Source organism: Rheinheimera pacifica (assembly GCF_900108485.1).
Lineage (GTDB): Bacteria > Pseudomonadota > Gammaproteobacteria > Enterobacterales > Alteromonadaceae > Alishewanella > Alishewanella pacifica.
Window position 1 is genome coordinate 381,663 of sequence record NZ_FNXF01000001.1, and the last position, 23,643, is coordinate 405,305.

Sequence of the window (23,643 nt, forward strand, 5' to 3'; positions counted from 1 at the left end):
CTAACAGAAAAAAGTAAAGGTAAAACCGCGGCTGCGGTTAACTTGCTACAGTCTGCTCAGAACTACTCTGAACTCTCGCCGGGGCTTTGTACCGGGTTCAGTGTTCTCACCAGCGCCCGCACATCCATACCACTGGGGTGTTGATATACCCGTAAGCCAAACTCCGGCAGAATTGACAGCAAATGGTCAAAGATATCTGACTGAATGCCTTCGTAGGCCAGCCAGTCTGTAGTATTGGTAAAACAGTAAAGCTCCAGCGGCAGGCCGTCAGCACCCGGCGATAACTGCCGTACCATGATGGTCATGCGCTGATGAATGCCGGCGTGGTTTTTCAGATAATGTAAAACATAGGCCCGGAATGAGCCCAGGTTGGTGATACGGCGGGTGTTAACCGGTTCTTTACCCTGCTCGGCCAGTTGCTGGTTCCAGTCGTCAATTTCCTGTTGTTTGGCCGGTAAGTAATCCTGTAATAAGCGAAACCGCCCCAGCCGGCTAATTTGTTCTTTATCGAGAAAATGCACGCTTTGCTGATCCAGCATAATGCTGCGTTTAATACGCCTGCCGCCAGATTCCTGCATACCGCGCCAGTTTTTAAACGGATCGGTCATAAAGCGGCGGGTAGGAATAGTAGTGATGGTTTTATCCCAGTTCTGAATTTTTACCGTATGCAGCGCAATGTCGATAACATCGCCATCGGCATTTAACTGCGGCATTTCAACCCAGTCACCTACGCGCAAAACGTCGTTAGACGAAATTTGCACACTGGCCACCAGTGACAAAATAGTGTCCTGAAATACCAGCATCAGCACCGCGGCCATAGCGCCCAGGCCCGACAGCAGCAGTAGCGGTGAGCGGTCAAATAACGCAGCAATAATCAGCACCAGCGCAACGGCATATAAGGCAATGGTCATCACCTGAATGTAGCCTTTTATCGGCTTGGTTCTGGCATCCGGCCGTTGCTCGTATACGGTATTCACCAGATGCAGAATACTGGCGATGGCCAGTGCTATGGTCAGAATAACAAAGGCATTGCAAACGTTAACAACTACCGTTACCAGCCCCTCTGGTACATGAGGTACCAGCTTAATGCCGATAGAAATAATCAGTGCCGGTACTATATTGGCCAGCCGGGAAATAAAGCGGAAGTCTTTTACCAGATGATGTGAATTAAGGCTGGTACTTTTAAGCGCGCGGATAATGCCGCCAATCAGGATCCGTTTAACAATAAAATTACCCAGCCAGGACAACAACAGAATAATGCAAAGTGAAATGCCAAGTTGCCACTGCGGGTATTGTTCAAACCATGCTGAGATATTATTCAGGGTTTCTGTCACGCGTTTCCTCCATCAGGCCGGGGCTGTTGGCCCCAGCAGTTGTTGCATGCCCGCTGGCCGGCGGCGTTGGGGGTTTTAAGTCGGGGCTTTGCCTGCCGTTACGCAAGTCGCGGTATACTGCCGTACGCATTAACAACATCGCCGTTACCGGTGCAGTTAACATGACAAAAGCGGTGATCAATAGTTCATGAATAACAAGCCGTTGTTGCAGTACCGTGAAATACAACATGGACGCCAGCAAAAAACTGCCGGCACCAAAGGTGATGCTAATGGCGGGGCCGTGAATGCGCTGATAAAAATGTGGTAAGCGCAGCAAGCCTAAGGTACCTATCAGCGTAATAAGGCTGCCGCCTATCAGCAGCAGGACTACCGGTATGGCTAACCAGGGTGAAATATCCTCGGGAATATTCATCATTCGATAATCTCGCCACGCATCAGAAATTTTGCCAGTGCTACAGATGACACAAAGCCGGTTAGTGCTATCAGCATGGCCCATTCAAAATACACCAGGCTGGCAAAACTGATACCCAGCAACAGCGCAAACAACATGGCGCAGATCCACAGTGTATCCAGCGCCAGCACCCGGTCCTGTGCCGTGGGGCCTTTTAGCAGGCGCAGCATACACAGCAACATGGCCAGCACGATACAGAACTGGGAAAAATACAGCGCGATTTCCACTAGCAGTTTCATGATGCCTCCCGGGCAAAAATAGCCATCAGCGGACTTTCATAGCGTTGTTTAATAGTGTCTATCCACCAGTTTTCGTCGTGCAAATCAAACACATGCAGCGACAATTCATGGGTGTCCTGCAGAATTTCTACCCATACCGTACCGGGGGTGCAGTTAATCAGGCAGGATAACACTGCCAGGCCGGTTGGGTCGCTTAAATCCAGCGGCACTTTAATAAACTGCGAATTAAGGTTATCAGCTTTGCGAAACAAAATAATCCGGCTGACATTAAAGCAAGAGCGGATAATTTCCAGCAAAGCCCAGCTAAATAAGCGCAATATGGCCGCTGGTTTGCCTATGTGTGCTTTAAATGGCTGCAGAGGTGCGGTCAGTAACGGCGCGGCAATAGCCAGAGCACTGCCAAGTAACAGGTGGGCCGGTTCCAGTGTCTGATTCAGCATTAACCATAACAGCAGCAGGGCCAGTGATAATAACGGCGAGGGCAGCCAGCGGGTTATAAGCCTGCGGGTCATAAGCCTGTGAGTCATAAGCCTGTGAGTCATAGTCCCTCCTGGGTTGTAACAACCGGATGTTGTAACACCCGTTCGATATAAGCCGGTGTTTGTTGTAAATCGGTGCTGACACGGTCCAGCAGGTTAAACAGGGGGCCCGCAATAAATACCATGCTGACACCCAGCAGCAGTATTGCCAGTATTGGCAGAGCTTCTGTCGGGTGCAGCCGCAGCGGTACGCTGTTGTATAAGGTCCAGAACGTACGCACGCCAAAGCGCATCAGCGCAATAATGGCGCTAAGGCCCGCTACCAGCAGCAAAGCCAGCATAAGCCAGCGTATCCACAAAGGGGCATGTACAGCACTGCTGTCCAGTAAGCCATGTAAGATACTGAATTTGGCAACAAAGCCCGATAACGGCGGTAAGCCAGCCATAATTAACGCGCAGGCCGCAAAAGCCAGGCCAAGAAATGCCATCGCCGCCGGTATCACCACACCGGCGCTTTGCTGGGTATCTTCTTCTACGGCAAAGGCCTCCATACTCAGTGCCAGCACACTGGCTGCCGGGGTGTAAATGCGATCTGTCAGTTCAGTCAGCATAATAAAGGCGGCCACCGCCAGTGTGGAGCTGATCAGATAAAACAGCGCTGAGCTAAGCAGCGCAGCGTCACCATAGCCAATAAGTGCCAGCAAGGTGCCTGACGAAATTACTGCGCTAAAACTGGCGATGCGGCGTGGTTCCTGGCTGGCCAGTAAACCGATAGCGCCAAATGCCAGCGTTAACAAACCACCACACAGCAAAACCGAACCGCCAAAACCGGCTGAAGCTCCGGCATGTTCTGAAAACAGTAGCCACCACAGCCGTAAAATAACGTATACCCCCACTTTGGTTAGTAGTACCAACATGGCAGCAATCGGGGCACAGGCGGCTGAATAAGTAACAGGTAACCAGAAACCCAGCGGCCACATAGCACTTTTGGTTAAAAATGCCACCGCCAGAATGGCAGCACCGGTTTGCAGAATAAAACGGTCTGTGCTGTCCAGCGTGGCAATTTTTAATGCCAGATCAGCAAAGTTCAGGGTGCCGGTGGCAGCATATACCAGTGCAATCCCAATCAGGAAAAACAGTGAGGCAACCAGGTTCACCACAATATACTGCATACCGGCCCGAATACGGCTGATATTATAACCATGCAGCAGCAAGCCGTATGATGCGGCCAGCATTACTTCAAAAAAGACAAACAGGTTAAATAAGTCAGCCGTTAAAATCGCACCGTTAATGCCCATTAACAGTAGCTGGAACAAGGTATGAAAGTGCACACCGGTTTTAGACCAGCGGCTGTAAGAAAATACCAGCGTAGCCGTACCTAGGGTGGCGGTTAGCAGTAGCATAACGGCAGCCAGCCGATCTGCCACCAGCACTATACCAAAAGGGGCAGACCAGTTAGCAGCCAGATATACTGCCATGTCGGCAGGCCACAGGCCGCTCTCGGCCTGCATCAGCAACTGGATTGCTGTTAACAGCATCACAGCGGTGCTAAACAGGTTAATTAAAAACTTCAGCCGGTGATGGCGTTCATTAATAAATACCATCACTGCACCGGCCAGCAGCGGCAATAGTATTGGCAGCATCATTAAATGCGGGTTCAGATACATCATTCTGCTGAGTCCCGTTCTTTGCCATCAACGTGGTCGGTGCCGGTAAGCCCGCGGGAGCCCAGCAACACCACCAGATAAAGTGCGGTAGTGGCAAAGCCAATAACAATAGCGGTAAGCACCAGAGCCTGCGGTAACGGGTCGGCATACTGCGAAGGGTCTATCAGCTCGCCCTGTACAATTAAAGGTGGTTTATTTACCGACAAGCGGCCGGTAATAAAAATAAACAGGTTAACCGCATAAGACAGCAGCAATAGGCCGGTAATCACCTGAAAGCTGCGCGGGCGCAGAATAAGCCAGATGCCAGAGCCAAACAGCACGCCGATAGATAAAGCAATGGTTAACTCCATTAACGGATCTCCCTGCTGGTTGTGGCGTTGTTTTCTACCGGTGCGCCCGGCACACGGTGGCTACGCACAGACTGGTGCGCCAGCGCTATCAGGATCAGCATGGTGGTGCCGACCACGACGGCAAACACACCCAGATCAAAAATAAAGGCACTGGGCAGATGTATTTCACTCAGCAGCGGCAAGGTTAAATGCGCGGTATGGGTGGTAAGAAACGGATAACCAAATGCCAGCGAACCCAAACCGGTAAAACAGGCCAGGCCAATACCCACCGCAATCCAGCGATGCGGGTTAAGCTTAAGGCGTGATTCAATCCACACTGTACCGGCCAACATATACTGAATAATCATCCCGACAGCGAAAACCAAACCGGCAATAAAACCGCCGCCGGGTAAGTTATGGCCGCGCATAAAGAAATAAGCTGCGCTGATGCCAATTACCGGCAGTAACAGCCGCAGGTAAATACCGGGGATCAGCAAATAGCCGCTGTTGGCTTGCTCTGCCGGTGTTTGCCGGCTGGCCGGGTCGACCTGATTCGCTTGCTGCGCTGGTATGCCGATGCTCTCTGGCGCCGGGCGAAACCGCCGCAGCAGCGCATACACGGTAAGTGCCACTATGCTTAGCACGGTAATTTCACCCAGGGTGTCGAAGTTGCGAAAATCAACCAGCAGTACATTCACCACGTTGGTGCCACCGCCACCGGGTACGGCGTTGTCGAGAAAGAAGTTACTAATGGTAAAGTTAGCCGGGTGTAATAGCACAAAGTAGCTGATCACAAACATTACACTACCGGCAATAATGGCAATAACCAGATCGCGGCTGCGGCGCAATTTGTCACGGCTGCTGGCCACCAGGTTCATTTTGCGGGCTGAAATCCTTGATGGCAACCAGCGCAGGCCCAGCAACAGCAGTACCGTGGTCACGGTTTCTACCATTAATTGGGTCAGGGCTAAATCAGGGGCTGACAGCCATAAAAATGTCAGGCTGGTAACAATGCCGGTGCCGCCCACCAGCATTAAGGCTGCCAGCCGGTGGTACTTAGCCTGCCAGGCGGCACAAACCGCGCAGGTACAACCTATCAGCCAAAGCAGTGCGAAAGGCAGATTAAAATTTTCAACAGACCAGGCGTGGGTAAAATCCGGCATGGCCTGCAGCATCAGCGCCGAGGCAAATAACCCGGCCAGCACCAGCAACAACAGCTGCGGCTGTAGCCGCCGGCTGCTAAACAGCCGCTCCAGTCTTGCTGCCGATGACGCCAGTATTAACATACTGCTTTCGTAAGCTTGCTTGCCGTTAAAACGATACAACACTGGAATATGCGCACTTTGCAGCAAGTTAAACCGGTATTTCAGCACCTTAAACAGCAGTATGCCCAAAGCAAAAGCCAGCACGCTCATCACAAGCGGCGCATTTATGCCATGCCATATGGCCAGGTTGTAATCGGGCAGGCGCTCGCCCAGCACTGAGGCGGCAGCGGTTTGCAACGGTACACCAATGCTCAGCTGTGGTGCCACGCCGACAATCAGGCAGCACAATACTAACAACTCAACCGGAAACCGCATCCAGCGCGGTGGCTCGTGCGGCTGTTTGGGTAAAGCCGTTGCTTTGGCGCCAAAAAACACGCTGATAAAACGCATAGAATAAGCGACACCAAAAACACCCATTAGCACCGCAGCAGCAGACATCCACCAGTTAGAACTGGGCCCCACCTGCAGTGCCTCGGCAAAAAACATTTCTTTTGATAAAAAGCCGTTTAATAGCGGTACGCCCGCCATCGCGGCGCTGGCAACAATCGCCAGCGTAGCCGTGTAGGGCATTAAGCGCGATAACCCGGATAATTTTCGCATGTCACGGGTGCCGGATTCGTGGTCGATAATACCCACAGCCATAAACAGCGAGGCTTTAAAAATGGCGTGGTTAAGGGTGTGAAAAATAGCGGCTACCATTGCCAGCGGCGTACCTATGCCAAGCAGGCAGGTAATCAGGCCTAAATGGCTGATAGTAGAGTAAGCCAGCAAGCCTTTTAAATCATGCTGAAAAATAGCCAGATAGGCGCCAATCAGCATAGTACAGACACCGGCGGTGCCGATGATCCAGGTCCATTCCGGCGTACCGGCCAGTACCGGCCATAACCGCATTAACAGAAAAATACCGGCTTTTACCATTGTTGCCGAGTGCAGGTAAGCTGATACCGGTGTCGGTGCGGCCATCGCATGCGGTAACCAGAAATGAAACGGGAATTGCGCGCTTTTGGTCAGGGCACCCAGTGCAATCAGTACCAGCGCCGGTAAATAAGCCTGATGGGCGCGAATAATATCGGCAGAAGCCAGCACAGCATCTAAATCATAGCTGCCGGCAATATAGCCCAGTAACAACACACCGGCCAGTAAACACAGGCCGCCAATCGAGGTTACGGTAAAGGCCATCCGCGCGCCGCGGCGGGCATCGGCACGGTGGTGCCAATAACCAATCAGTAAAAACGAGGTCAGGCTGGTGAGCTCCCAAAACATCACCAGCTGGATCAGATTGCCGGAAATCACCACACCTTGCATCGCGCCCATAAAGGCCAGCAAAAAGGCGAAAAAGCGCGGTACCGGATCTTTGGGCGACATATAGTAGCGGGCATACAGCACCACCAGCAGACAAATACCCTGAATAAGCACCGAGAACAGCCAGGCCAGGCCGTCCATGCGTAATACCAGGTTAAGGTCGAACATGGGCAACCAGGCCAGCTGATGTTTGATAACAATACCGCTACTAACTTCCGGGTACAGGCTAAGTGTTAATAGCAAGCCGCATAACGCAATAAACGCAGCAAACCAGGCTTCACGGTTACGCGCATACGCAGGCATGCAGGCCGCAATAACACAACCGGAAAAAGGCAACAGAAGCAGCAGAAGTAGCGTCATAGTTCTCCGAAATCAATAATACGCCGGGGTGCAGGGCGTATGAGGCTGAGTAATGAGTCCGGTACAACAGCCATAGGATCGGGAGATAGCAGAAGGTGTTGTTATTTAGCCGGGTTTTGTCAGGGTAAATTGCATAAAGTTGTTGTTTTTATTAGTCATGCCGCAGCGATTATATTCAGCGCTGTCTGATGGGTCAACCAGACGCAGGATAGCACAAGCTGTTTATTACAGCGGTGTGGTTATTTAATTTATTGCAGGTTATTGAAGGCCACTCCAATAGGCGGCTTGGGAAGCGTGGCCTGCAGTAGGTGGGGGCCAGTGAGGGGGTTATTTCCAGTATTGTTCAACGGTAATATTACCCGGATCGCGGCGCAGGTTTTTCTTCAGGCCCATGCTTTGTAACAGATCTTTAGTATCGGTAATCATTTGCGGGTTGCCACACAACATAACCTGCGAGCGTTCATTCAACGCTTGCTTGCATGAGCGCTGTAATTCACCCGTTTGTATCAGCTGTGGCAGGCGTTTATCTAACGCGCCTGCCATTGCCTCGCGGGTTACCACAGGTTGATAATGCAACTGGTTTGGGTACTGGTGCTGCCAGTGCTGAATGTAATCGCGATACGCTAAATCGGCGATGGTGCGCACAGTATGTACCAGCACGATATGCTTAAAACGCTGCCACAGCGTATGAGTGCCCAGCATCGATAAATAGGGTCCGATGCCGGTGCCGCTGGAAATCAACCACAGGTTATCGCCGTCCGGCACTTCGTCCAGAATAAAAAAGCCCGATGCCGGCTGGCTGACATCCAGTTTGTCGCCCATTTTCAGTTGCTGTAACAGCGGCGACAGCAGGCCGTCGGCCACAGTGCTGACTAAAAATTCTGCTTCGCTGCTGCCTGGGCTGTTGACCAGCGAGTAAGCTCGCTGCACCCGGCCATCCGGGGTATCGATGGCCAGCCGGACAAACTGGCCGGCAATAAAGTTAAACGGCGGAGTTTGCACCTTAATGCTGAACAGGTTGGCGTGCCAGTGATGATTCGCTGTTACCGTGCCGCTAAGCCATTGCGCCATAATTAGTTTCCTTAAATTCAGCCCTGCCTTAGCCTAGCTAACAACAGGGGGTTACTCAAATAACTTTTTGTTTGCCGGCACGCTGTTGGTGTATGCAAAACCGCTAAACTAATGCTGCGCTGCATGCTATGTTATTGCCAATTTTTAATAGCGCAGCAGTTACTATGAGCAGCACCTTTTTCTTCGGCGAATGGCAGGTTGAGCCTGCAGCCAATACATTACGTCGTGGCAAGCAGCTGCAGCAGCTTGAACCCAAGGCCATGGATGTACTGGTATTGTTATGTCAGCACAGCGGTGAAGTGCTCAGCAGTGATGATATTGTCAGCCGGTGCTGGCCCGATACAGACACCGGCGATAACCCGCTGCATAAAACCATTAACCAGCTGCGCCGGGCGCTGGGTGATACGGCTACCAGCTCCAGTTATATTGAAACCATTCGTAAACGTGGTTACCGCACCCTCGCAGAGGTGCGTTTTCCGCTGGGGCAGGAGCAAAGTGCCCAACCGCAAAGCTGGCAGGGCGGTTCACCATTTCCGGGCTTACAGGCCTACGACGCACGTTACGCTAAAGTGTTTTTTGGCCGTGGGGCGCAAATTGACACCTTATTACAACGTATAGCGCAGCAGGTGCAGTATGGCCGGGCATTTTGTTTACTGCTTGGCCCCAGTGGCAGTGGTAAGTCGTCATTAATTAATGCCGGTGTTATGCCCAACCTGATGCAAAGTGGTGGTTACAACGGCATCCAGGTAATGGACTGCACCAGCCTGGATTTAGCCGACGTCGCGCAGCAACAGTTATTTAGCAGCCTGGCCAGCGCATTACTGGACTGGGAGCAAGCCGGCACACCGGTGTTTGCCGGTGAAAGTGCCGACAGCCTGGCGCAGCGGCTGTTACAAAGCCCGGAGCAGGTGATCCAGCAGTGCCATACCGTGCTGACGCAGCAAAGCCAGACCCGACAGCGCTTTGCGTTGTTTGTTGACCGGTTGGAAGTGCTGTTGTCATCCCCCCTGTTTAGCTCTGATGAACGCAAAACCTTTGTTGATTTACTCGAGCAGTTTGCCAATTCCGGCGCAGTATTGGTGTTAAGCGCCTGTCGCAATGAATTTTATCCCTCCCTGGTGGCTTACCCGAATTTGATGGCGGGCAAAGGCCGCGGTGCGCATTTCGATTTGGCCCCACCGGGGCGTGCTGAGCTGTTGCAGATGATTCGCTTACCGGCGCTGGCGGCGAATTTAAGCTGGGACACCGATCCTGATACTGCCATACCACTGGATGAAATGCTGTGCAGCGAAGCGGCCAGTAACCCGGATGCGCTGCCGATGCTGCAGTACACCCTGCAGGAACTGTATTTGCAGCGCAGCAAAGATAACCGCTTGCTGGTGTCGGTATACAAAGCACTGGGCGGTATTGAAGGTGCCATTGGTAAAAATGCCGAACAAGCTATTAAAGGTTTAACCGCAGCGCAAAAGGCCAGCTTACCGCGGGTGTTGTCGTTACTGGTAACCCTGCGCGAAGACGAGCAAACCATTACCAGCCGCAGCGGCCGTGTGCAGCAACTGCAAACCGACGACGAGCGCATGCTGGTGCAAACGATGGTAGAAAACCGCTTGTTTGTGTCACACCTGCAAAACGGCGAGCCCTGCTTTAGCATCGCGCACGAAGCCCTGCTGCGGCGCTGGCCAAGGGCAACGGCCTGGATCACTGAGCACCACGACAGTTTAAGCGTTAAAAGCCGGTTGCATCACTTAACCAACCGCTGGCAGGCCGAGAGTAAAAACAATGCTTATCTGCTGGCAGAAGGAAAACCGCTGCAAGAGGCTCTGTTGCTGGCAAACAACAGTTTATTTCAGCTTGATACAGAAGAAGCCGGCTTTATTCAGGCGTCAGCCAAAAAAGCCCGCATGCTGCGCTGGGGCCGGCGAATGACAGTGGCTCTGCTGTGTGTACTAACCTTTACCGCTGTAATTATGAGCATTAAAAGCTTTGAAGCCGAGCAGCAGGCACAGCAAAAGCGGCTGGCGGCGGAAAACCTGCTGGGTTTTATGGTGGGGGAGTTCGCCGATAAACTGCGCAGCATAGGCCGGATGGATTTACTCGATGGTATCAGCAATAAAGCACTGGAATATTTTAGTGATTTTTCTTCTGCCAACGATCATCTCACTGCCGAAGCCCGCTTTAAACATGGCCAAACCCTGGAAGCGATGGGCGAAGTGGCTTATTCACGTGGCAAAATCGACGAAGCTGTGGCGGCACTGCAAGCGGCCAGAGTTAAGCTGCTTTCAGTGTTGGCGGAGCAACCCGATAATTTAGAGTTATTAAAAACCTTAGGTGCTAATGCTTTCTGGCTGGCGCAAATTCAATATGATGCCAGTAACTGGCAGGCGGCGAAGCCAGAGTTTGAGCTGTATTACCAATACAGCGAGCGGATGTATCAGCTAGCACCAGACGATTTAGACGCCATTATGGAGCTGTCTTATGCTACCAACTCATTAGGTTCGCTGGCGATGGAGCTGCAGCAGTTTGATGTAGCTCGCAAGAACTTTGAAGAGTCATTGCGACTTAAAGTATTAGCGCAAACAAAACAACCTGATAGCGGGCAACTGCTTGCCGATGTCGCCAATACTCTTTCCTGGTTGGCAAGTGCAACACTGGCTGGTGGCAATATGCATTTGGCTATTGAAATTCATCAGCAGTTGCAGGCTGAACTGGCAAATACTAAAGCAAAGCCCGAACCCTATTTACTACATATCCTGTCAAGCAGCTATCAAATACTCGCAGATTTACTAAGTTACCAAGGCAAAATAGCTGAGGCTCAGATTGCATCCTCTTTGGGAGGACAGGCTCTATCTCAGGCAATAGAACAAGACCCTGAAAATAGTATATGGCAAAGAAATAAGCATTTTCTCAACTATCAGCAGTTTAGAATAAACGCAATCTCAAATGCAGAGCAGGTTGTGCAGAAACTTACTTTACTGACTGACAGATTAAATGCGCAAAAAATGCTGCTCTCAAGCACCAACCATAAAGATATAATGGCCAGGCTTTGGCTTACGGCGGCAGAACAATTACAAGCGATAAGTCAATTTATGCCAAGTAAAAATTACGCCGATTTAGCTTATATTTCTTTCTCTGAACTTACTGAGCAGTACACACAAAACCCAATTTATAGTGCTGCTTTATCAGATAGCCAGTTGCTGCAAGCCAAGGTTTTAATGGCTGAAGATAAGTTTAATGAAGCTATAAATCTTTGCCGTCAAACTCAAGACCGTTTAGCTGTTATCACCGAAAAAAACAAAGAACCACGGTATCTTATTACCTATGCAAAGGCGCTGGATTGCCAGGGTGAGCTAAAAAAACACTCTGATCTTATTGCTATGCTCAAACAAAATGGCATAGTCAATTATTATTTTTAATACCAACTATAAGGAGTTACGTTATGTCCACAAGAGCCTCAGAGATTATTCAAGTAGTAGTAAACCTGGAAAACGGCGAGCCAGTATTCAGCTACCAAACACCTGGCGGTGAGCCATGCACTGGCGATGTCACCGTTACCGAAGCCAGTACTATTACCTATCAACTACAAGATAACACCGGTAAAGGCTTAAGATTTTCTGGTGTCGGCTTTATAACGCCTTTTGATGGTATTATTGATGCGGTGACTGTTAGCAGTGACGGCCAGTATGTGCAGATGCTGGATATGGATCAGACAGCCGGCACCACTAAATTTCAGTTTGTGCTAACCAACAGTACAAATACATTACTAGTGTTAAGCCCTGATCCAGAAGTTAAAAATAACCCGAAGTAACTCTGGTTGATTTGTTATCTAAAGTATTTCAGCTGTAAAAAAGCCCCGCAAGGGGCTTTTTAGTTTTTTAAAATCAATAAATTAAATCAGAAGGTTGTCAGAAGGTTGTTTATATAGCTAAAGGTTAAAGTTTGCTGCAGATAAGCCAACTGTAGCGAGATACCCTGATGACTAATTCCAACCGCAAAAACGAACTTCGGCCGTTGGCTCTGAATGATGACAGCTTATGGTCGGATGATGGCTGCAAAGAATTGTCGCCAGGAATGGAAGTAGGCAGTTTTATTCAATACCTGGCTGAAGCTGTATTGGTGGTTAGCCCCGATGGTGTAATCGAGTGTGCCAATGCCAAGGCAGCGTTATTGCTTAACTGCGTAGATAAACCGCTGATTGGCCAGCAATGGCCGGAATTTTTAATGGGCCGCTGCCAGCAGCAGTATCAGGGCCTGGTAAAAATGGTGGCAAAACGGGTATTGTCGCTACAGGCTGGCCCTACTGAAATGGCGCTGCGCTGTGCCGATGGTGAGGTAAAAGATATTGAGCTGTCGGTATCGTTTTTGCCTGAACCAGAGGCGCACTTAGTACTGGTAATGCGTGACCTTACGCGCTACAAAGCCGAATATGAAAAGCTGCGCCTGCAGGCTTCTACCGATGCATTAACCGGGCTGGCTAACCGTCGTGCTTTTGACGAACAGTTGTTACAGCAGTGGCAGCAATGCACCGCTGCCAAACGGCCGCTGAGTGTGGTGATTATTGATATTGATTTTTTTAAGCAGTTTAACGATCGCTACGGCCATATTCAGGGCGATGCCTGCCTGCGTAAAGTAGCCGGTGCCATAGTACAGGCCATGCCGGTAGATGCCAAGCTGGCAGCCCGTTATGGCGGCGAAGAGTTCGCACTGATATTGCCGAACCATAATGAAATAATGGCACTGCAGGTAGCCCGTGATGTACAGCACGCCATGCGTCAGTTGCAGTTTACCGACGCTGGCTTACCTGCCACGTTAACTGTGTCAGTAAGCCAGGGTATTGCCACCGAAATTAACGGCCAGTACCGCACCAGCATGGCATTGCTGTGTGCCGCTGACACTGCGTTATACCGCGCTAAGGCAGATGGACGCGATTGTATTAATGCCAGTTGTTAGAAGGCCGCAAAGTAATGATTAGCGGCCGCCTGATGCAAGGTGGGAGATATACCTGGCAGTGCAGCACATTTACCCAAAGAATGTGCTGATAAACTTCTGATACAGCTTTGTTGATATTTAATAAACCATTATTAATCAGTTGTTTATATTTGTAGCGTCTGAAATTTTTGATATCCGTAAAAGCTTCCAGATATGGAATAGTGTTTTATCTGGTGTTGCTAAAGGATAGCCGGTAGTACGAACGTAGCTGAAGCCGCGTTTGTGCTGGTTATGCACCACCGGTATCTGCCGGTGATAACAACACACCACTATTCTATTGTTCGGAGAGTCAGATATGGATCACTTTTATAAACTTGCTGTTGCCGCTGTGCTGCTATTAGCAATGAGTACGCATGTTCAGGCGAATACACGCTGTAAGGCTGGGGCTACCTTCACTAATGAAACAGTAGACTGCGGCGGAACCTATGTCACGGGCGGCTCGTGTTCCGGCGATGGCGATGGCCAGTCGGCTGTAATCATTCTTAAAAATGCCACTATCAAAAATGCAAAATTTGCTCAGGGCCGGTCCAGCAAGGGGATCTGGTGTGAATCAGGTACCTGCAATGTTGACAACGTTACCTTTGACGAAGTATGCGAAGATGCGGTCAGCACCCGTAAGGATGGCGTAACGCTTAATATTAAAAACAGCACCTTTAAGAATGTGATGAGTAAGGATAAAAGCTACGGCGGCAAGCCCGACAAGTTTATTCAGGTAAATGGTAAGAATGTGAAAGTAAATATAGAAAACTCTAACTTCCATATTGTGCCGGCCAGCGGTTCGGTACCCGACAAAATAACCGGTAAGGCTGGTAAGGTAGTGCGCACCTGTGGCAACTGCAGTGGCAACGAAGGGCCACGTACCATCACCATGAAAAATGTAAATGTATACGGCCCGATTGATGCAATCGCCGGAGTCAATGCCATGTACCGTGGGTTAAATTCCGGTATACGCGATACTATCACTATTACCAACCTGAAAGTACAGGATTACCAGGCACCCAGCGGCTCGGCGGTTAAGTCTACGCCGGAAATCTGTCAGGAGTTTGAAGGTATTGACAAGAACAAGCATTCAGGTGATTCGCCCAAGTTGGGCCAGGCTTGGCAAACCACCAGTTGCAAAGTAAGCACAAGCAACGTTTCCAGGCTTTAAGCTGAACCCTGCTATCTATAAAGCAGGGTAAGGTTGCGGCGGTACTAATACCGGTAAATTACGCAAACACGGTAACCGTCTGGCGGCTGATGGCTGCCAGCTTACCGTTTGGTTGCCATAATTTTGCGGCAATATGATGGTAGCCATCGGCGCCGTATTCAATTTCTGCCAGGTAACGCCACCAGTCGGTATTGTTAAACGGCAAATCATGGGCAATAAATTCAATGGTCCAGGTCAGTGAGCTGGCAGGTGCAGGCTGATTAAGCAGCGTCAGGCTTACCGGTGGCCAGGCATCAACCAGTGCCAGCAGTTCCAGAACACCGGCTTGTTTGCTCTCGTTGCCGGCCATACGAATATCGCCACCCAGCTCACGTACCTTGCTGGCACTAAACGGTAATTGCCCCAGCGCAATATGATAATCAAAGTGCAGGGTAAATTCCGGTGCCGGGCCTTGTTTTGGCAGTACCTGTATTTGCTGTGTTGGCCACTGTGGTGCGGTATCTGCCGCAAGCTGATGGGCAGACGGGCGCGCGGCGCCAAAGCTGGCCAGCAGTATCAGTGCAACCTGGCCATCCTGTTCAATTTCTGCCTGAGCCTGAATAACCGACTTCCCCTGGCGTAATATGCGCCGCTGTACTTTTGCTTTGCCGGCATTTAGCGGGGCGACAAAAGACACCGACACTGAACGCAGCGGCATAGCATCGGGTATCAGCGGCAGTAAGTGCGCCATGGCCAGTGCTGCAGCCATACCGCCAAATACGGCCCGACCCTGGCCCCAGTGTGTTGGTACGTCAATCACAACGCTGTCAGGTTTATCCGCGCCAAATTGCTGCATTACCTGAGAAAAATGCATGTAAATACTCCGTATTAAAGATAAATATTAACTCTGTCAGTGCATCAGCACAGACCAGAGCATTTTAAGGCTGAGCAGCATCAGTAATACGCCAAACACCCGTTTTAACGTTGCTACCGGTAATTTATGCGCCATTTTGGCACCAAGTGGAGCACTGATAAAACTGGCTGCAGACATTAGCAGTACACCCGGTAAATACACCAGACCAACAGCATAGGGCAACTCCAGCCCCGGCTGGCTGTTAAGCATATAGCCTGCCGTACCGGCAATTGAAATTGGTAAGCCTACGGCAGCAGAAGTGCCAATGGCCTTTTTAATATCGATACTGCGCGAAGTAAGGTAAGGCACCGTTAGTGAGCCCCCACCAATAGACACTATGGCAGATACTGCCCCAATACCGGCGCCAACAATAACCTGCTCTGGCTTAGAGGCGTGTTTTTCACCGCCGGTGGGTTTTTTATTACGCAGCATATTAATAGCGACATAGCCCATGAAAAGGGCGAAAAAAATAGCCAGGTATAACGAGCTGACCCTTGCGGCCAAAAAGGTGGCTAAAAAGGTGCCAAGAATAACACCCGGTGCCATCGTTTTCACCACCGGCCATAGTACACCGCCTCTGGCATGGTGCGCGCGCATGCTGGAGACAGATGTCATAACAATAGCCGCCATCGACGTACCCAGTGCCAGGTGCACTACATGCTCTGCCGCTATCCCCTGGGCCAGAAAAATACTGGTAAGCAGCGGCACCATAATACCGCCGCCGCCTATACCCAACAGCCCTGCCATAAAGCCAGCAAAGCTACCTAATAATAAAAATGCCAATAACCACTCAACAGCCATACTACACCTTAAATTATTATTGCCGTGACTAAATGTTACCGGCTTTGGGGAACTGAGCGGGGTATCTTAGCTGATATAAAACAGGGTTGCAGAACACTTTTTGTCATAAATTTGCCTTACAGCCATGTTATAACTGCGCCGCTATGGATAAATACTTATATTTCTTACGTCATGCTACCGCAGAGGTGATCCGGCCAAATCAGCTGGACATAGACCGCTGCCTGATAGAAAAAGGTCGCTTACAGGCGCGCCGTGTTGCTGCTTTTATGCAACGTCACGGTATTGTCGCTGAAGCTGTGCTTAGCAGCCCTTACCCACGGGCTGTGCAAACGGCAGCTATTGCCTGCAAAGAAGCCGGTTTTGCTGCTGCCAGCGAGCAAGCCTGGCTGGCGCTGGAAACACCAACCGATGTTGCTTATGCCCACTTAACAGAGCAACTTACTACACTGCCGGCGCACAGCTTACTGGTGGGGCACGAGCCAGATTTCTCAGCCCTGATAAGCCGTTTGCTGGACAGCGATAAGCTATTGCTTAATATCCGCAAATCGTCGTTAACCTGTATTGGTTTTTGCAGTGAAAGCTGCCGCTTTGAATTGCAATGGTCAGTACCAGCGCGTTTTATGTAACAGCAGCAGTTTACCAACACGGCTGTGTTGCCATTAGCTGGGCAGTGCGGCAAAGTAAGTAAAACTTCCTCTATTTGCGGTTATGCAGCACTATTTATTTGTTTACGGCACTCTGCGGCAAAACGCCAACCATCCAATGCACCAGCTACTGGCACAATATGGCCGCTTTGTTGCTATGGCGCGTTATCAGGCCAGGTTGTATCAGGTAGATTATTACCCCGGCGCAGTGCCCTCCAATAATGCAGCCGATCAGATAGTGGGAGAGTTGTATCAGCTGCTACAGCCGGATCTTCTGTTACCCGCACTGGATAATTACGAAGAATGCAGCCCTCAGTTTGCCCAGCCACACGAGTATCGGCGTGAACAACAAAGCATCATGCTGGAGAATGGCGACAGTGTGGTCGCATGGGTGTATGTGTATAACCGCAGCACTGACGGGCTGACGTTAATTCAGAACGGTGATTTTCTGGCGCAGTAATACGCTGATAAAAAAGGCCGCATAGCGGCCTTTTTACATTACTAAAGCAGGTGCTTAGTGGCGGCTTTTAATGACGGAAGTGTCTTACACCGGTAAACACCATTGCCATGCTGTGCTCGTCTGCGGCGGCGATCACTTCGGCGTCGCGCATTGAGCCACCTGGCTGGATCACAGCGGTAATGCCGGCTGCGGCTGCAGCGTCGATACCGTCACGGAACGGGAAGAAGGCGTCTGAGGCCATTACTGAGCCTTTTACTTCCAGATTCTCATCAGCAGCCTTAATACCGGCGATTTTCGCACTGTACACGCGGCTCATCTGGCCGGCACCCACGCCTATCGTCATGCTGTCTTTGACATAAACAATGGCGTTGGATTTAACAAACTTAGCTACCTTCCAGCAGAACAGTAAGTCTTTTAACTCTTGTTCGGTCGGCTGGCGCTTGGTGACTACTTTTAAATCATCAGCAGTAACTTTGGCCTGATCGCGGTCTTGCAGCAGCATGCCGCCGTTTACTTGTTTAATATCCAGCGCCGGTGCAGCCGGGCTGAATTCGCCGCATACCAATAAACGCACGTTAGGCTTGGTGCCTACTACGGCAACGGCCGCAGCAGTCGCTGAAGGCGCAATAATCACTTCGACAAACTGGCGGCTGACAATTTCTTTCGCTGTGGTTTCATCCAGCTCGCGGTTAAAGGCAATAATGCCGCCAAAGGCTGAGGTTGGGTCGGTCTGGTAGGCGCGGTTGTAAGCGGCCAGAATAGAATCGCCAATGGCCACGCCGCACGGGTTGGCGTGCTTAACGATAACGCAGGCCGGTTCGGCGAATTCTTTTACGCACTCCAGTGCCGCATCAGTATCGGCGATATTGTTGTATGACAACGCCTTACCCCGCAGCTGTGTGGCGGTAGACACTGACGCTTCAGTAGCGCCGTCCTGTACATAAAACGCCGCGCTTTGGTGGCTGTTTTCGCCATAGCGTAAGTCTTGTTTTTTAACGAATTGGCTGTTGAAAGTACGCGGGAACTTAGTCGCCGGCTCTGCAGGTGTATCGTAGGCCGGTAACATAGCACCAAAGTAGTTGGCTATCATGCCGTCGTACTGTGCGGTGTGTTCAAAGGCGCTGATCGCCAGGCTAAAGCGGGTGGCATGGGTAGTAGCGCCGCCGTTGGCCTGCATTTCTGCCAGTACGCTGTCGTAGTCTTTGGCATTAACAACAATTGTCACATCTTTGTGGTTTTTTGCTGCCGCGCGCACCATAGTCGGGCCGCCGATATCGATATTTTCCACTGCATCTTCCAGCGTACAGCCAGGTTTGGCCACGGTGCTGGCAAACGGATACAGGTTTACTACCACTAAGTCGATAGGGCCGATATTGTTATCTGCCATCACCGCTTCATCTACGCCGCGCCGGGCTAAAATGCCACCGTGAATTTTCGGATGCAGGGTTTTCACCCGGCCGTCCATAATTTCCGGGTGGCCGGTGTAGTCAGAGACTTCAGTTACCTTAATGCCTTGCTCAGCCAGCAGTTTTGCGGTGCCGCCGGTAGACAGAATATCTACCTGTTGCGCGGCCAGCGCTCGGGCGAACTCTACAATACCGGTTTTGTCAGACACACTCAGCAGTGCGCGGCGGATGGGTCTTAATGTCGTCATGCTTAGACTCTCTTGTAGCTTGCAGAAATCAGATTTTAACCTAACCAATAAAAAAGCACCCGAAGGTGCTTAGTGGCGGGGCGCTGGCCCCGCGGTGGCATTAACTCATGCCGTACTGTTTTAGCTTCTTACGCAGCGTACCGCGGTTGATGCCCATCAGGTTGGCGGCGCGGGTTTGGTTGCCGCGGGTATATTTCATCACTTCTTCCAGTAACGGACGCTCTAATTCAGATAATACCAGTTCATATAAATCGTTAACGTCCTGACCGTTTAATTGCTGCAGGTAGTTAGCTACGGCTTTTTGCGCGGCAGTGCTTAAAGCTTGTGGCTTTTCCTGCGTTTGTACGTGGGCGTTAGTAATAAATGGCGAAGTAACGTTCGAATTAAACATTGCTTTTCTCTTTTACGTTAGGTTGCTGCTAGTTGATGAAAATAGTTATTTAAGGCGTCAAGCTGCTGTTTAGCACACTCAATGCCATTGAATTCACTACGAAAATCTCCGAGCGTGTCGTGCTCGGCTAAATACCAGCCCACATGCTTGCGGGCAATGCGGGAACCGGCATGCTCACCATAAAGTTGGTGTAAACCCTGCACATGTTCCTGCATGATCTGACGTACTTCGGCTATGCCGGGGGGCGCCAGTTTGTCGCCAGTGGCCAGGTAATGCACCACTTCGCGGAAAATCCATGGTCGTCCCTGCGCTGCGCGGCCAATCATAATGGCATCGGCACCGGTGTAATCCAGCACATAGCGTGCTTTTTCCGGCCCGGTGATGTCGCCATTAGCGATGACCGGGATCGACACACTTCGTTTAATGGCGCGGATGGTGTCATATTCCGCTTCACCTTTGTACATGCAGGCGCGTGTCCTGCCGTGTACTGCCAGCGCCTGTATGCCGTTATCTTCGGCAATACGGGCGATCTGAATACCGTTTCTGTGCTCTGGATCCCAGCCGGTGCGTATTTTTAACGTAACCGGTACCTTAACCGCATCGACTACAGCGCGCACAATTTGCTCGACTAACTCCGGGTATTGTAATAACGCAGAGCCAGCCAGTTTTTTGTTCACTTTTTTCGCCGGGCAACCCATGTTGATGTCGATAATATCGGCACCTATGTCAACATTGTATTGAGCGGCTTCAGCCATTTGCTGCGGATCGGCACCGGCAATCTGTACCGAGCGGATACCAGATTCCTGCCGGTGGCCCATGCGATTTTGTGATTTTTCGCTTTGCCATACCAGCGGGTTACTCGACAGCATTTCAGATACAGCTAATGCTGCACCAAAACGCCGGCAAAGCTCACGAAAAGTGTGATCGGTTACTCCGGCCATCGGAGCACAAATTACCTTGTTCGCTAACTGATATGGACCTATGCGCACCACTGAATCCAAGGCTCTACCCGTAAGGGGCGCTAAGTTTACGGATTTTTGCTGCCAAAGCAAAGGCTATTATTTAAACAAAAGTGTAAATTTACTGGCCTTTGCGGTCTTGACATTCGCTAAACGGCTGAAAATTGGTGTTTTGTATAGCTGAATTAACGGTGGCATGCGGGGTAGCGAAAATGAAAATTGTAGTGCTGTTGGTTTTGTGACCACGGAATTAGAGGGTAAACAGTACTTACACAGGACGAACCGCTTTACCCTAAACCAACCGTTGAAGGCATGGATGCCTGAGTCGAGCCTACAGGGACGTATTCACGGCGTGTTGGTGTGGGTAAAACGGTTTGGCCGGGCTATTTATTATATGCTAAGCACTGCCGGTCAGGTACCCAGCCAGTCTACCTGGCCGCGCGCTTGGCGCCGCTTAATCATCAGCTCTTCAATCAGCGGCGTTAAAATCAGCTCCATTGCCAAGCCCATTTTACCGCCCGGTACCACCAGTGTATTTACCCGTGACATAAAAGAGCCATTAATCATTTGCAGATAGTAGGGGAAATCAACGTGCTTAATACCGCGAAAGCGGATCACGACAAAGCTTTCATCCAGTGACGGTATATCTTTGGCGCTGAACGGGTTAGAGGTGTCTACGGTAGGCACGCGCTGAAAGTTAATGTGGGTGCGCGAAAATTGCGGCGTAATATGGTTAATGTAGTCGTCCATACTGCGCACTATGCTGGCCTGCACTGCCTCACGGCTGTGGCCGCGTTCAGAGGTATCGCGGATAATTTTCTGGATCCACTCTAAGTTAACTATTGGCACCATGCCGATCAGCAAATCAACGTGCTGGGCGACATTATGTTGCTCGGTGACGGCGCCGCCATGCAGGCCTTCGTAAAATAATAAGTCAGTATTGGCGCGCAAATCCTGCCAGGGGGTGAAAGTACCGGGTAACTGGTTGTAGGGCACGGCTTCATCAAAAGTATGCAGATAATGGCGTATTTTGCCGCAGCCGGTTTCGCCATAGCTGGCAAAGAAGTTTTCCAGCGCGCCAAAATCATTGGCTTCAGGGCCAAAGTAGCTAATGTACTTGCCAGCTTCTTTGGCTTTACGGATCTCTACTTCCATTTCCGGCCGGCTAAAACGATGGAAACTGTCGCCCTCAACAAAGGCTGCATCTATATCCAGCGTGCGGAAAATATGCTGAAAGGCGGTACAGGTAGTGCTGGTGCCGGCGCCGGAGGAACCGGTAATAGCAATAATAGGATTTTTGTGTGACATAGGCGCGGCCCGCTAAGTTAACTGAACCTCACCTTAAAGCATCCCGTTAAGCTGGTGCAACTGTTTATTGCTAAGTTAAGCATACAACTACCGCTAAGTTATTGAATTAACTTAGCGGTAGTTGTCAGATGGTATCAGAACTGAAAGGTGGCGATGAGAGGATCATGATCAGATGAGCGGTATGGCGTGGGCGCGTAAAGCAACTGTTGCAGATTGTCGCTTTTAAATTCCACGTTGTAATCCAGAAATACCGGTTCATCGGCGTTAATAGCCCAGTGCTGCATAGCGGCCAGTTTTTTCGCCAGCGCCGGGCTGGCCAGCGCATGATCCAGTGAACCGGTGCGGCCACGATAAACATACGAATACTGCGGGCCTGTTTCGGCTTTCAGGTATTTCCAGCCTTGTTGTTCCAGCATCCGCACCGGATCTTCCAGACGGTACGCATTTAAATCGCCGAGAATAATCTGTTTATCGGTTTTTACGCCGGTAGGTTGGCTGGCAAGCCAGTCACTCAGTGCCTTAGCTGATACAGTGCGCAGGGCGTTCCAGCATGCCTGGCCATCCTGCTGATCGGCATCTTTCGATGCGGCGTCTTTCGGGCAACTACCTTTGGATTTAAAGTGGTTGATGCTGACAGTAACCAGCTCATTTGACTGCAGATGACGGAAGCTTTGCGCCAGAGGAGGCCTGCTGCCCCAGTCAAAGGGTTTACTCAGCAATATAGCGGCATTACCTTCCACGCTAACGCTTGACGGCCGGTACAGTAAAGCAACTTTAATGGCATCAGAACCGGGCTGCTGTTTAGTGATAATAAAGCGGTAAGGTTTGCTGGCCACTTTATTAAGTGCGTTAGTCAGGCTGGCCAAAGCGCCTTTTTGGCTGTAGCCATTGTTCTCTACTTCCAGCAGGCCAATGACATCGGCATCCAGCGCTGCCAGCGCTACTATCAACTTCGCCTGTTGCCGCTCCAACTCTGTGGCTGTGCTGGCACCGCGGCGGGTAGGGAAAGGTTGTGGCTGGCCTTCGCCATTAAAGTAGTTCAGCACATTAAAACTGGCGATACGCAGCGCTTTGGCGGGCTTTTGCTGCGGTTTTGCCGGGCGGGGATTGTGCACGCTGAACTGTGGCATTTTGGTTGGCAGCAGCCGGTAGCCACGTTCGTCTTGCAGCAATACACCTTCAACACCACTTAAGCTATCGCCGATACGTAAAGTGTTGTCTGCTGTTAAGCCGCCAGACGGAAACAATACCGGGTCCGGGTTTTGCTGGTACAGGCCATCGTCCAGTACCAGCATATGCCGCTCTTGTTGTACTGTAGCCAATGCGGTGGCGTCTTTGCCTGGCAGCATTATTTCAGTTGCTGTCATCAGGCGTTTATCAGCCAGTGTTATTTCACCATAGCGGCCCAGGCTGTAAGTGTCATTAACGGTAAGGGGCTGCTCAAAACGCAGCCATGCACCTTCTAACTGTTCCCAGTTTTGCCCGTCAGCCAGTGGCAGTTGCAGCGTAACCGGCTGGATGTCAGGTTTACTGCCGCAAACGCTGATCTGTGTCACTGTTGTCAGACTGGTCAGCTGATTAACTTCTGCCACAGAGCCTGTGATCTGCAGTAACTGGCCTGGCTGATAGGTTGCAGCGGAGTCAGGATCGGCAATAAACAAGCTATCAGAGGCGGTGGTATTACCGCGCTCAGTAGAGCGCAGTACCAAGCCGGCAGCTTTGCTATTGGGGTACACCACAGCAGTAACAACGCCGCGGGTGGTTAGCTGTTGGCCAAGCAGGGGGCTACTGTTGCCAGTGCCCTGAATGGCGGGTATCGCGGTAAACTGCGTGGTGCATTCGCTGGCAACCGCCGTGCTTAGCAAGGCGGTGCTCAATAGTAAAAACGGGCTTACCTTCAT

The 23,643-nt window shown here is 50.8% G+C and carries 21 protein-coding genes; 6 read left to right on the forward strand and 15 right to left on the reverse strand.

The annotated features are described in order from the left end of the window. Window positions 1-62: 62 nt before the first annotated feature. From BLW68_RS01690 to BLW68_RS01725, 8 genes are all read right to left on the reverse strand, one after another. Window positions 63-1,334, reverse strand: a complete 1,272-nt coding sequence (locus BLW68_RS01690; protein WP_092789505.1) for a mechanosensitive ion channel family protein — start codon at window positions 1,332-1,334, stop codon at window positions 63-65. Then, a complete protein-coding gene (mnhG, locus tag BLW68_RS01695) occupies window positions 1,315-1,749 on the reverse strand; it encodes a monovalent cation/H(+) antiporter subunit G (RefSeq protein WP_218141275.1) in 435 nt (144 codons plus the stop codon). Before mnhG ends, BLW68_RS01690 begins: the two co-directional genes overlap by 20 nt. Further along, the gene (locus tag BLW68_RS01700) at window positions 1,746-2,024 is read right to left on the reverse strand and encodes a K+/H+ antiporter subunit F (protein ID WP_092789509.1); all 279 of its coding nucleotides are present in this window, start codon (window positions 2,022-2,024) and stop codon (window positions 1,746-1,748) included. The genes mnhG and BLW68_RS01700 overlap by 4 nt, the downstream gene beginning before the upstream one ends. Continuing rightward, window positions 2,021-2,566 (reverse strand): Na+/H+ antiporter subunit E, encoded by a 546-nt coding sequence (locus BLW68_RS01705; protein WP_218141276.1) that lies wholly within the window; start codon window positions 2,564-2,566, stop codon window positions 2,021-2,023. Before BLW68_RS01705 ends, BLW68_RS01700 begins: the two co-directional genes overlap by 4 nt. Next, on the reverse strand, window positions 2,563-4,173 hold the full coding sequence (locus tag BLW68_RS01710) for a monovalent cation/H+ antiporter subunit D (RefSeq protein WP_092789511.1): 1,611 nt from the start codon (window positions 4,171-4,173) through the stop codon (window positions 2,563-2,565). Before BLW68_RS01710 ends, BLW68_RS01705 begins: the two co-directional genes overlap by 4 nt. Next, window positions 4,170-4,520: a Na+/H+ antiporter subunit C gene (locus BLW68_RS01715; protein WP_092789514.1), complete on the reverse strand. Its 351-nt coding sequence runs from the start codon at window positions 4,518-4,520 to the stop codon at window positions 4,170-4,172. The genes BLW68_RS01710 and BLW68_RS01715 overlap by 4 nt, the downstream gene beginning before the upstream one ends. Then, window positions 4,520-7,426 carry a monovalent cation/H+ antiporter subunit A gene (locus BLW68_RS01720; RefSeq protein ID WP_092789516.1) on the reverse strand — a complete coding sequence of 969 codons (2,907 nt, stop codon included), beginning with the start codon at window positions 7,424-7,426 and terminating at the stop codon, window positions 4,520-4,522. The genes BLW68_RS01715 and BLW68_RS01720 overlap by 1 nt, the downstream gene beginning before the upstream one ends. Before the next feature lie 327 nt (window positions 7,427-7,753). Beyond that, window positions 7,754-8,497 (reverse strand): ferredoxin--NADP reductase, encoded by a 744-nt coding sequence (locus BLW68_RS01725; RefSeq protein ID WP_092789518.1) that lies wholly within the window; start codon window positions 8,495-8,497, stop codon window positions 7,754-7,756. Window positions 8,498-8,661: 164 nt separating this feature from the next. Here BLW68_RS01725 and BLW68_RS01730 point away from each other — a divergent pair, with 164 nt between their 5' ends. The 4 genes from BLW68_RS01730 to BLW68_RS01745 all read left to right on the forward strand — a co-directional run bounded on the left by BLW68_RS01730 (window position 8,662) and on the right by BLW68_RS01745 (window position 14,633). Further along, entirely contained in the window at window positions 8,662-11,910 is a 3,249-nt protein-coding gene (locus BLW68_RS01730) for an nSTAND1 domain-containing NTPase (protein ID WP_092789520.1), read from the forward strand. Between the two features lie 23 nt (window positions 11,911-11,933). After that, entirely contained in the window at window positions 11,934-12,302 is a 369-nt protein-coding gene (locus tag BLW68_RS01735) for a DP-EP family protein (RefSeq protein ID WP_092789522.1), read from the forward strand. 167 nt (window positions 12,303-12,469) lie between these two features. Then, on the forward strand, window positions 12,470-13,444 hold the full coding sequence (locus tag BLW68_RS01740) for a sensor domain-containing diguanylate cyclase (protein ID WP_092789524.1): 975 nt from the start codon (window positions 12,470-12,472) through the stop codon (window positions 13,442-13,444). 334 nt (window positions 13,445-13,778) lie between these two features. Continuing rightward, entirely contained in the window at window positions 13,779-14,633 is an 855-nt protein-coding gene (locus BLW68_RS01745; RefSeq protein WP_092789527.1) for a pectate lyase, read from the forward strand. 58 nt (window positions 14,634-14,691) lie between these two features. Here BLW68_RS01745 and BLW68_RS01750 read toward each other — a convergent pair whose 3' ends face one another. After that, window positions 14,692-15,486 carry an acyl-CoA thioesterase gene (locus BLW68_RS01750; protein WP_092789529.1) on the reverse strand — a complete coding sequence of 265 codons (795 nt, stop codon included), beginning with the start codon at window positions 15,484-15,486 and terminating at the stop codon, window positions 14,692-14,694. Between the two features lie 36 nt (window positions 15,487-15,522). Further along, window positions 15,523-16,326, reverse strand: a complete 804-nt coding sequence (locus BLW68_RS01755; protein WP_092789531.1) for a sulfite exporter TauE/SafE family protein — start codon at window positions 16,324-16,326, stop codon at window positions 15,523-15,525. A gap of 143 nt (window positions 16,327-16,469) precedes the next feature. Between BLW68_RS01755 and BLW68_RS01760 the strand changes: the two genes are divergently transcribed. Beyond that, on the forward strand, window positions 16,470-16,952 hold the full coding sequence (locus BLW68_RS01760; RefSeq protein WP_092789533.1) for a SixA phosphatase family protein: 483 nt from the start codon (window positions 16,470-16,472) through the stop codon (window positions 16,950-16,952). A gap of 82 nt (window positions 16,953-17,034) precedes the next feature. Continuing rightward, window positions 17,035-17,430: a gamma-glutamylcyclotransferase family protein gene (locus BLW68_RS01765; RefSeq protein ID WP_092789536.1), complete on the forward strand. Its 396-nt coding sequence runs from the start codon at window positions 17,035-17,037 to the stop codon at window positions 17,428-17,430. A 67-nt stretch (window positions 17,431-17,497) separates the two neighbouring features. On the opposite strand, the gene purH is transcribed toward BLW68_RS01765, so the two are convergent. The 5 genes from purH to BLW68_RS01790 form a co-directional block, all read right to left on the reverse strand. Continuing rightward, window positions 17,498-19,084 (reverse strand): bifunctional phosphoribosylaminoimidazolecarboxamide formyltransferase/IMP cyclohydrolase, encoded by a 1,587-nt coding sequence (gene purH / locus BLW68_RS01770; RefSeq protein ID WP_092789538.1) that lies wholly within the window; start codon window positions 19,082-19,084, stop codon window positions 17,498-17,500. A gap of 100 nt (window positions 19,085-19,184) precedes the next feature. Further along, the gene (fis, locus tag BLW68_RS01775) at window positions 19,185-19,475 is read right to left on the reverse strand and encodes a DNA-binding transcriptional regulator Fis (protein ID WP_092789540.1); all 291 of its coding nucleotides are present in this window, start codon (window positions 19,473-19,475) and stop codon (window positions 19,185-19,187) included. A gap of 17 nt (window positions 19,476-19,492) precedes the next feature. Continuing rightward, complete coding sequence (gene dusB / locus BLW68_RS01780; protein ID WP_425438492.1) at window positions 19,493-20,467, reverse strand: tRNA dihydrouridine synthase DusB; 975 nt, start codon at window positions 20,465-20,467, stop codon at window positions 19,493-19,495. A 378-nt stretch (window positions 20,468-20,845) separates the two neighbouring features. Then, window positions 20,846-21,742, reverse strand: coding sequence for a phosphoribulokinase (locus tag BLW68_RS01785; RefSeq protein WP_092789543.1), 897 nt, complete (start codon window positions 21,740-21,742; stop codon window positions 20,846-20,848). Window positions 21,743-21,876: 134 nt separating this feature from the next. Further along, window positions 21,877-23,643, reverse strand: coding sequence for an ExeM/NucH family extracellular endonuclease (locus BLW68_RS01790; RefSeq protein WP_092789546.1), 1,767 nt, complete (start codon window positions 23,641-23,643; stop codon window positions 21,877-21,879).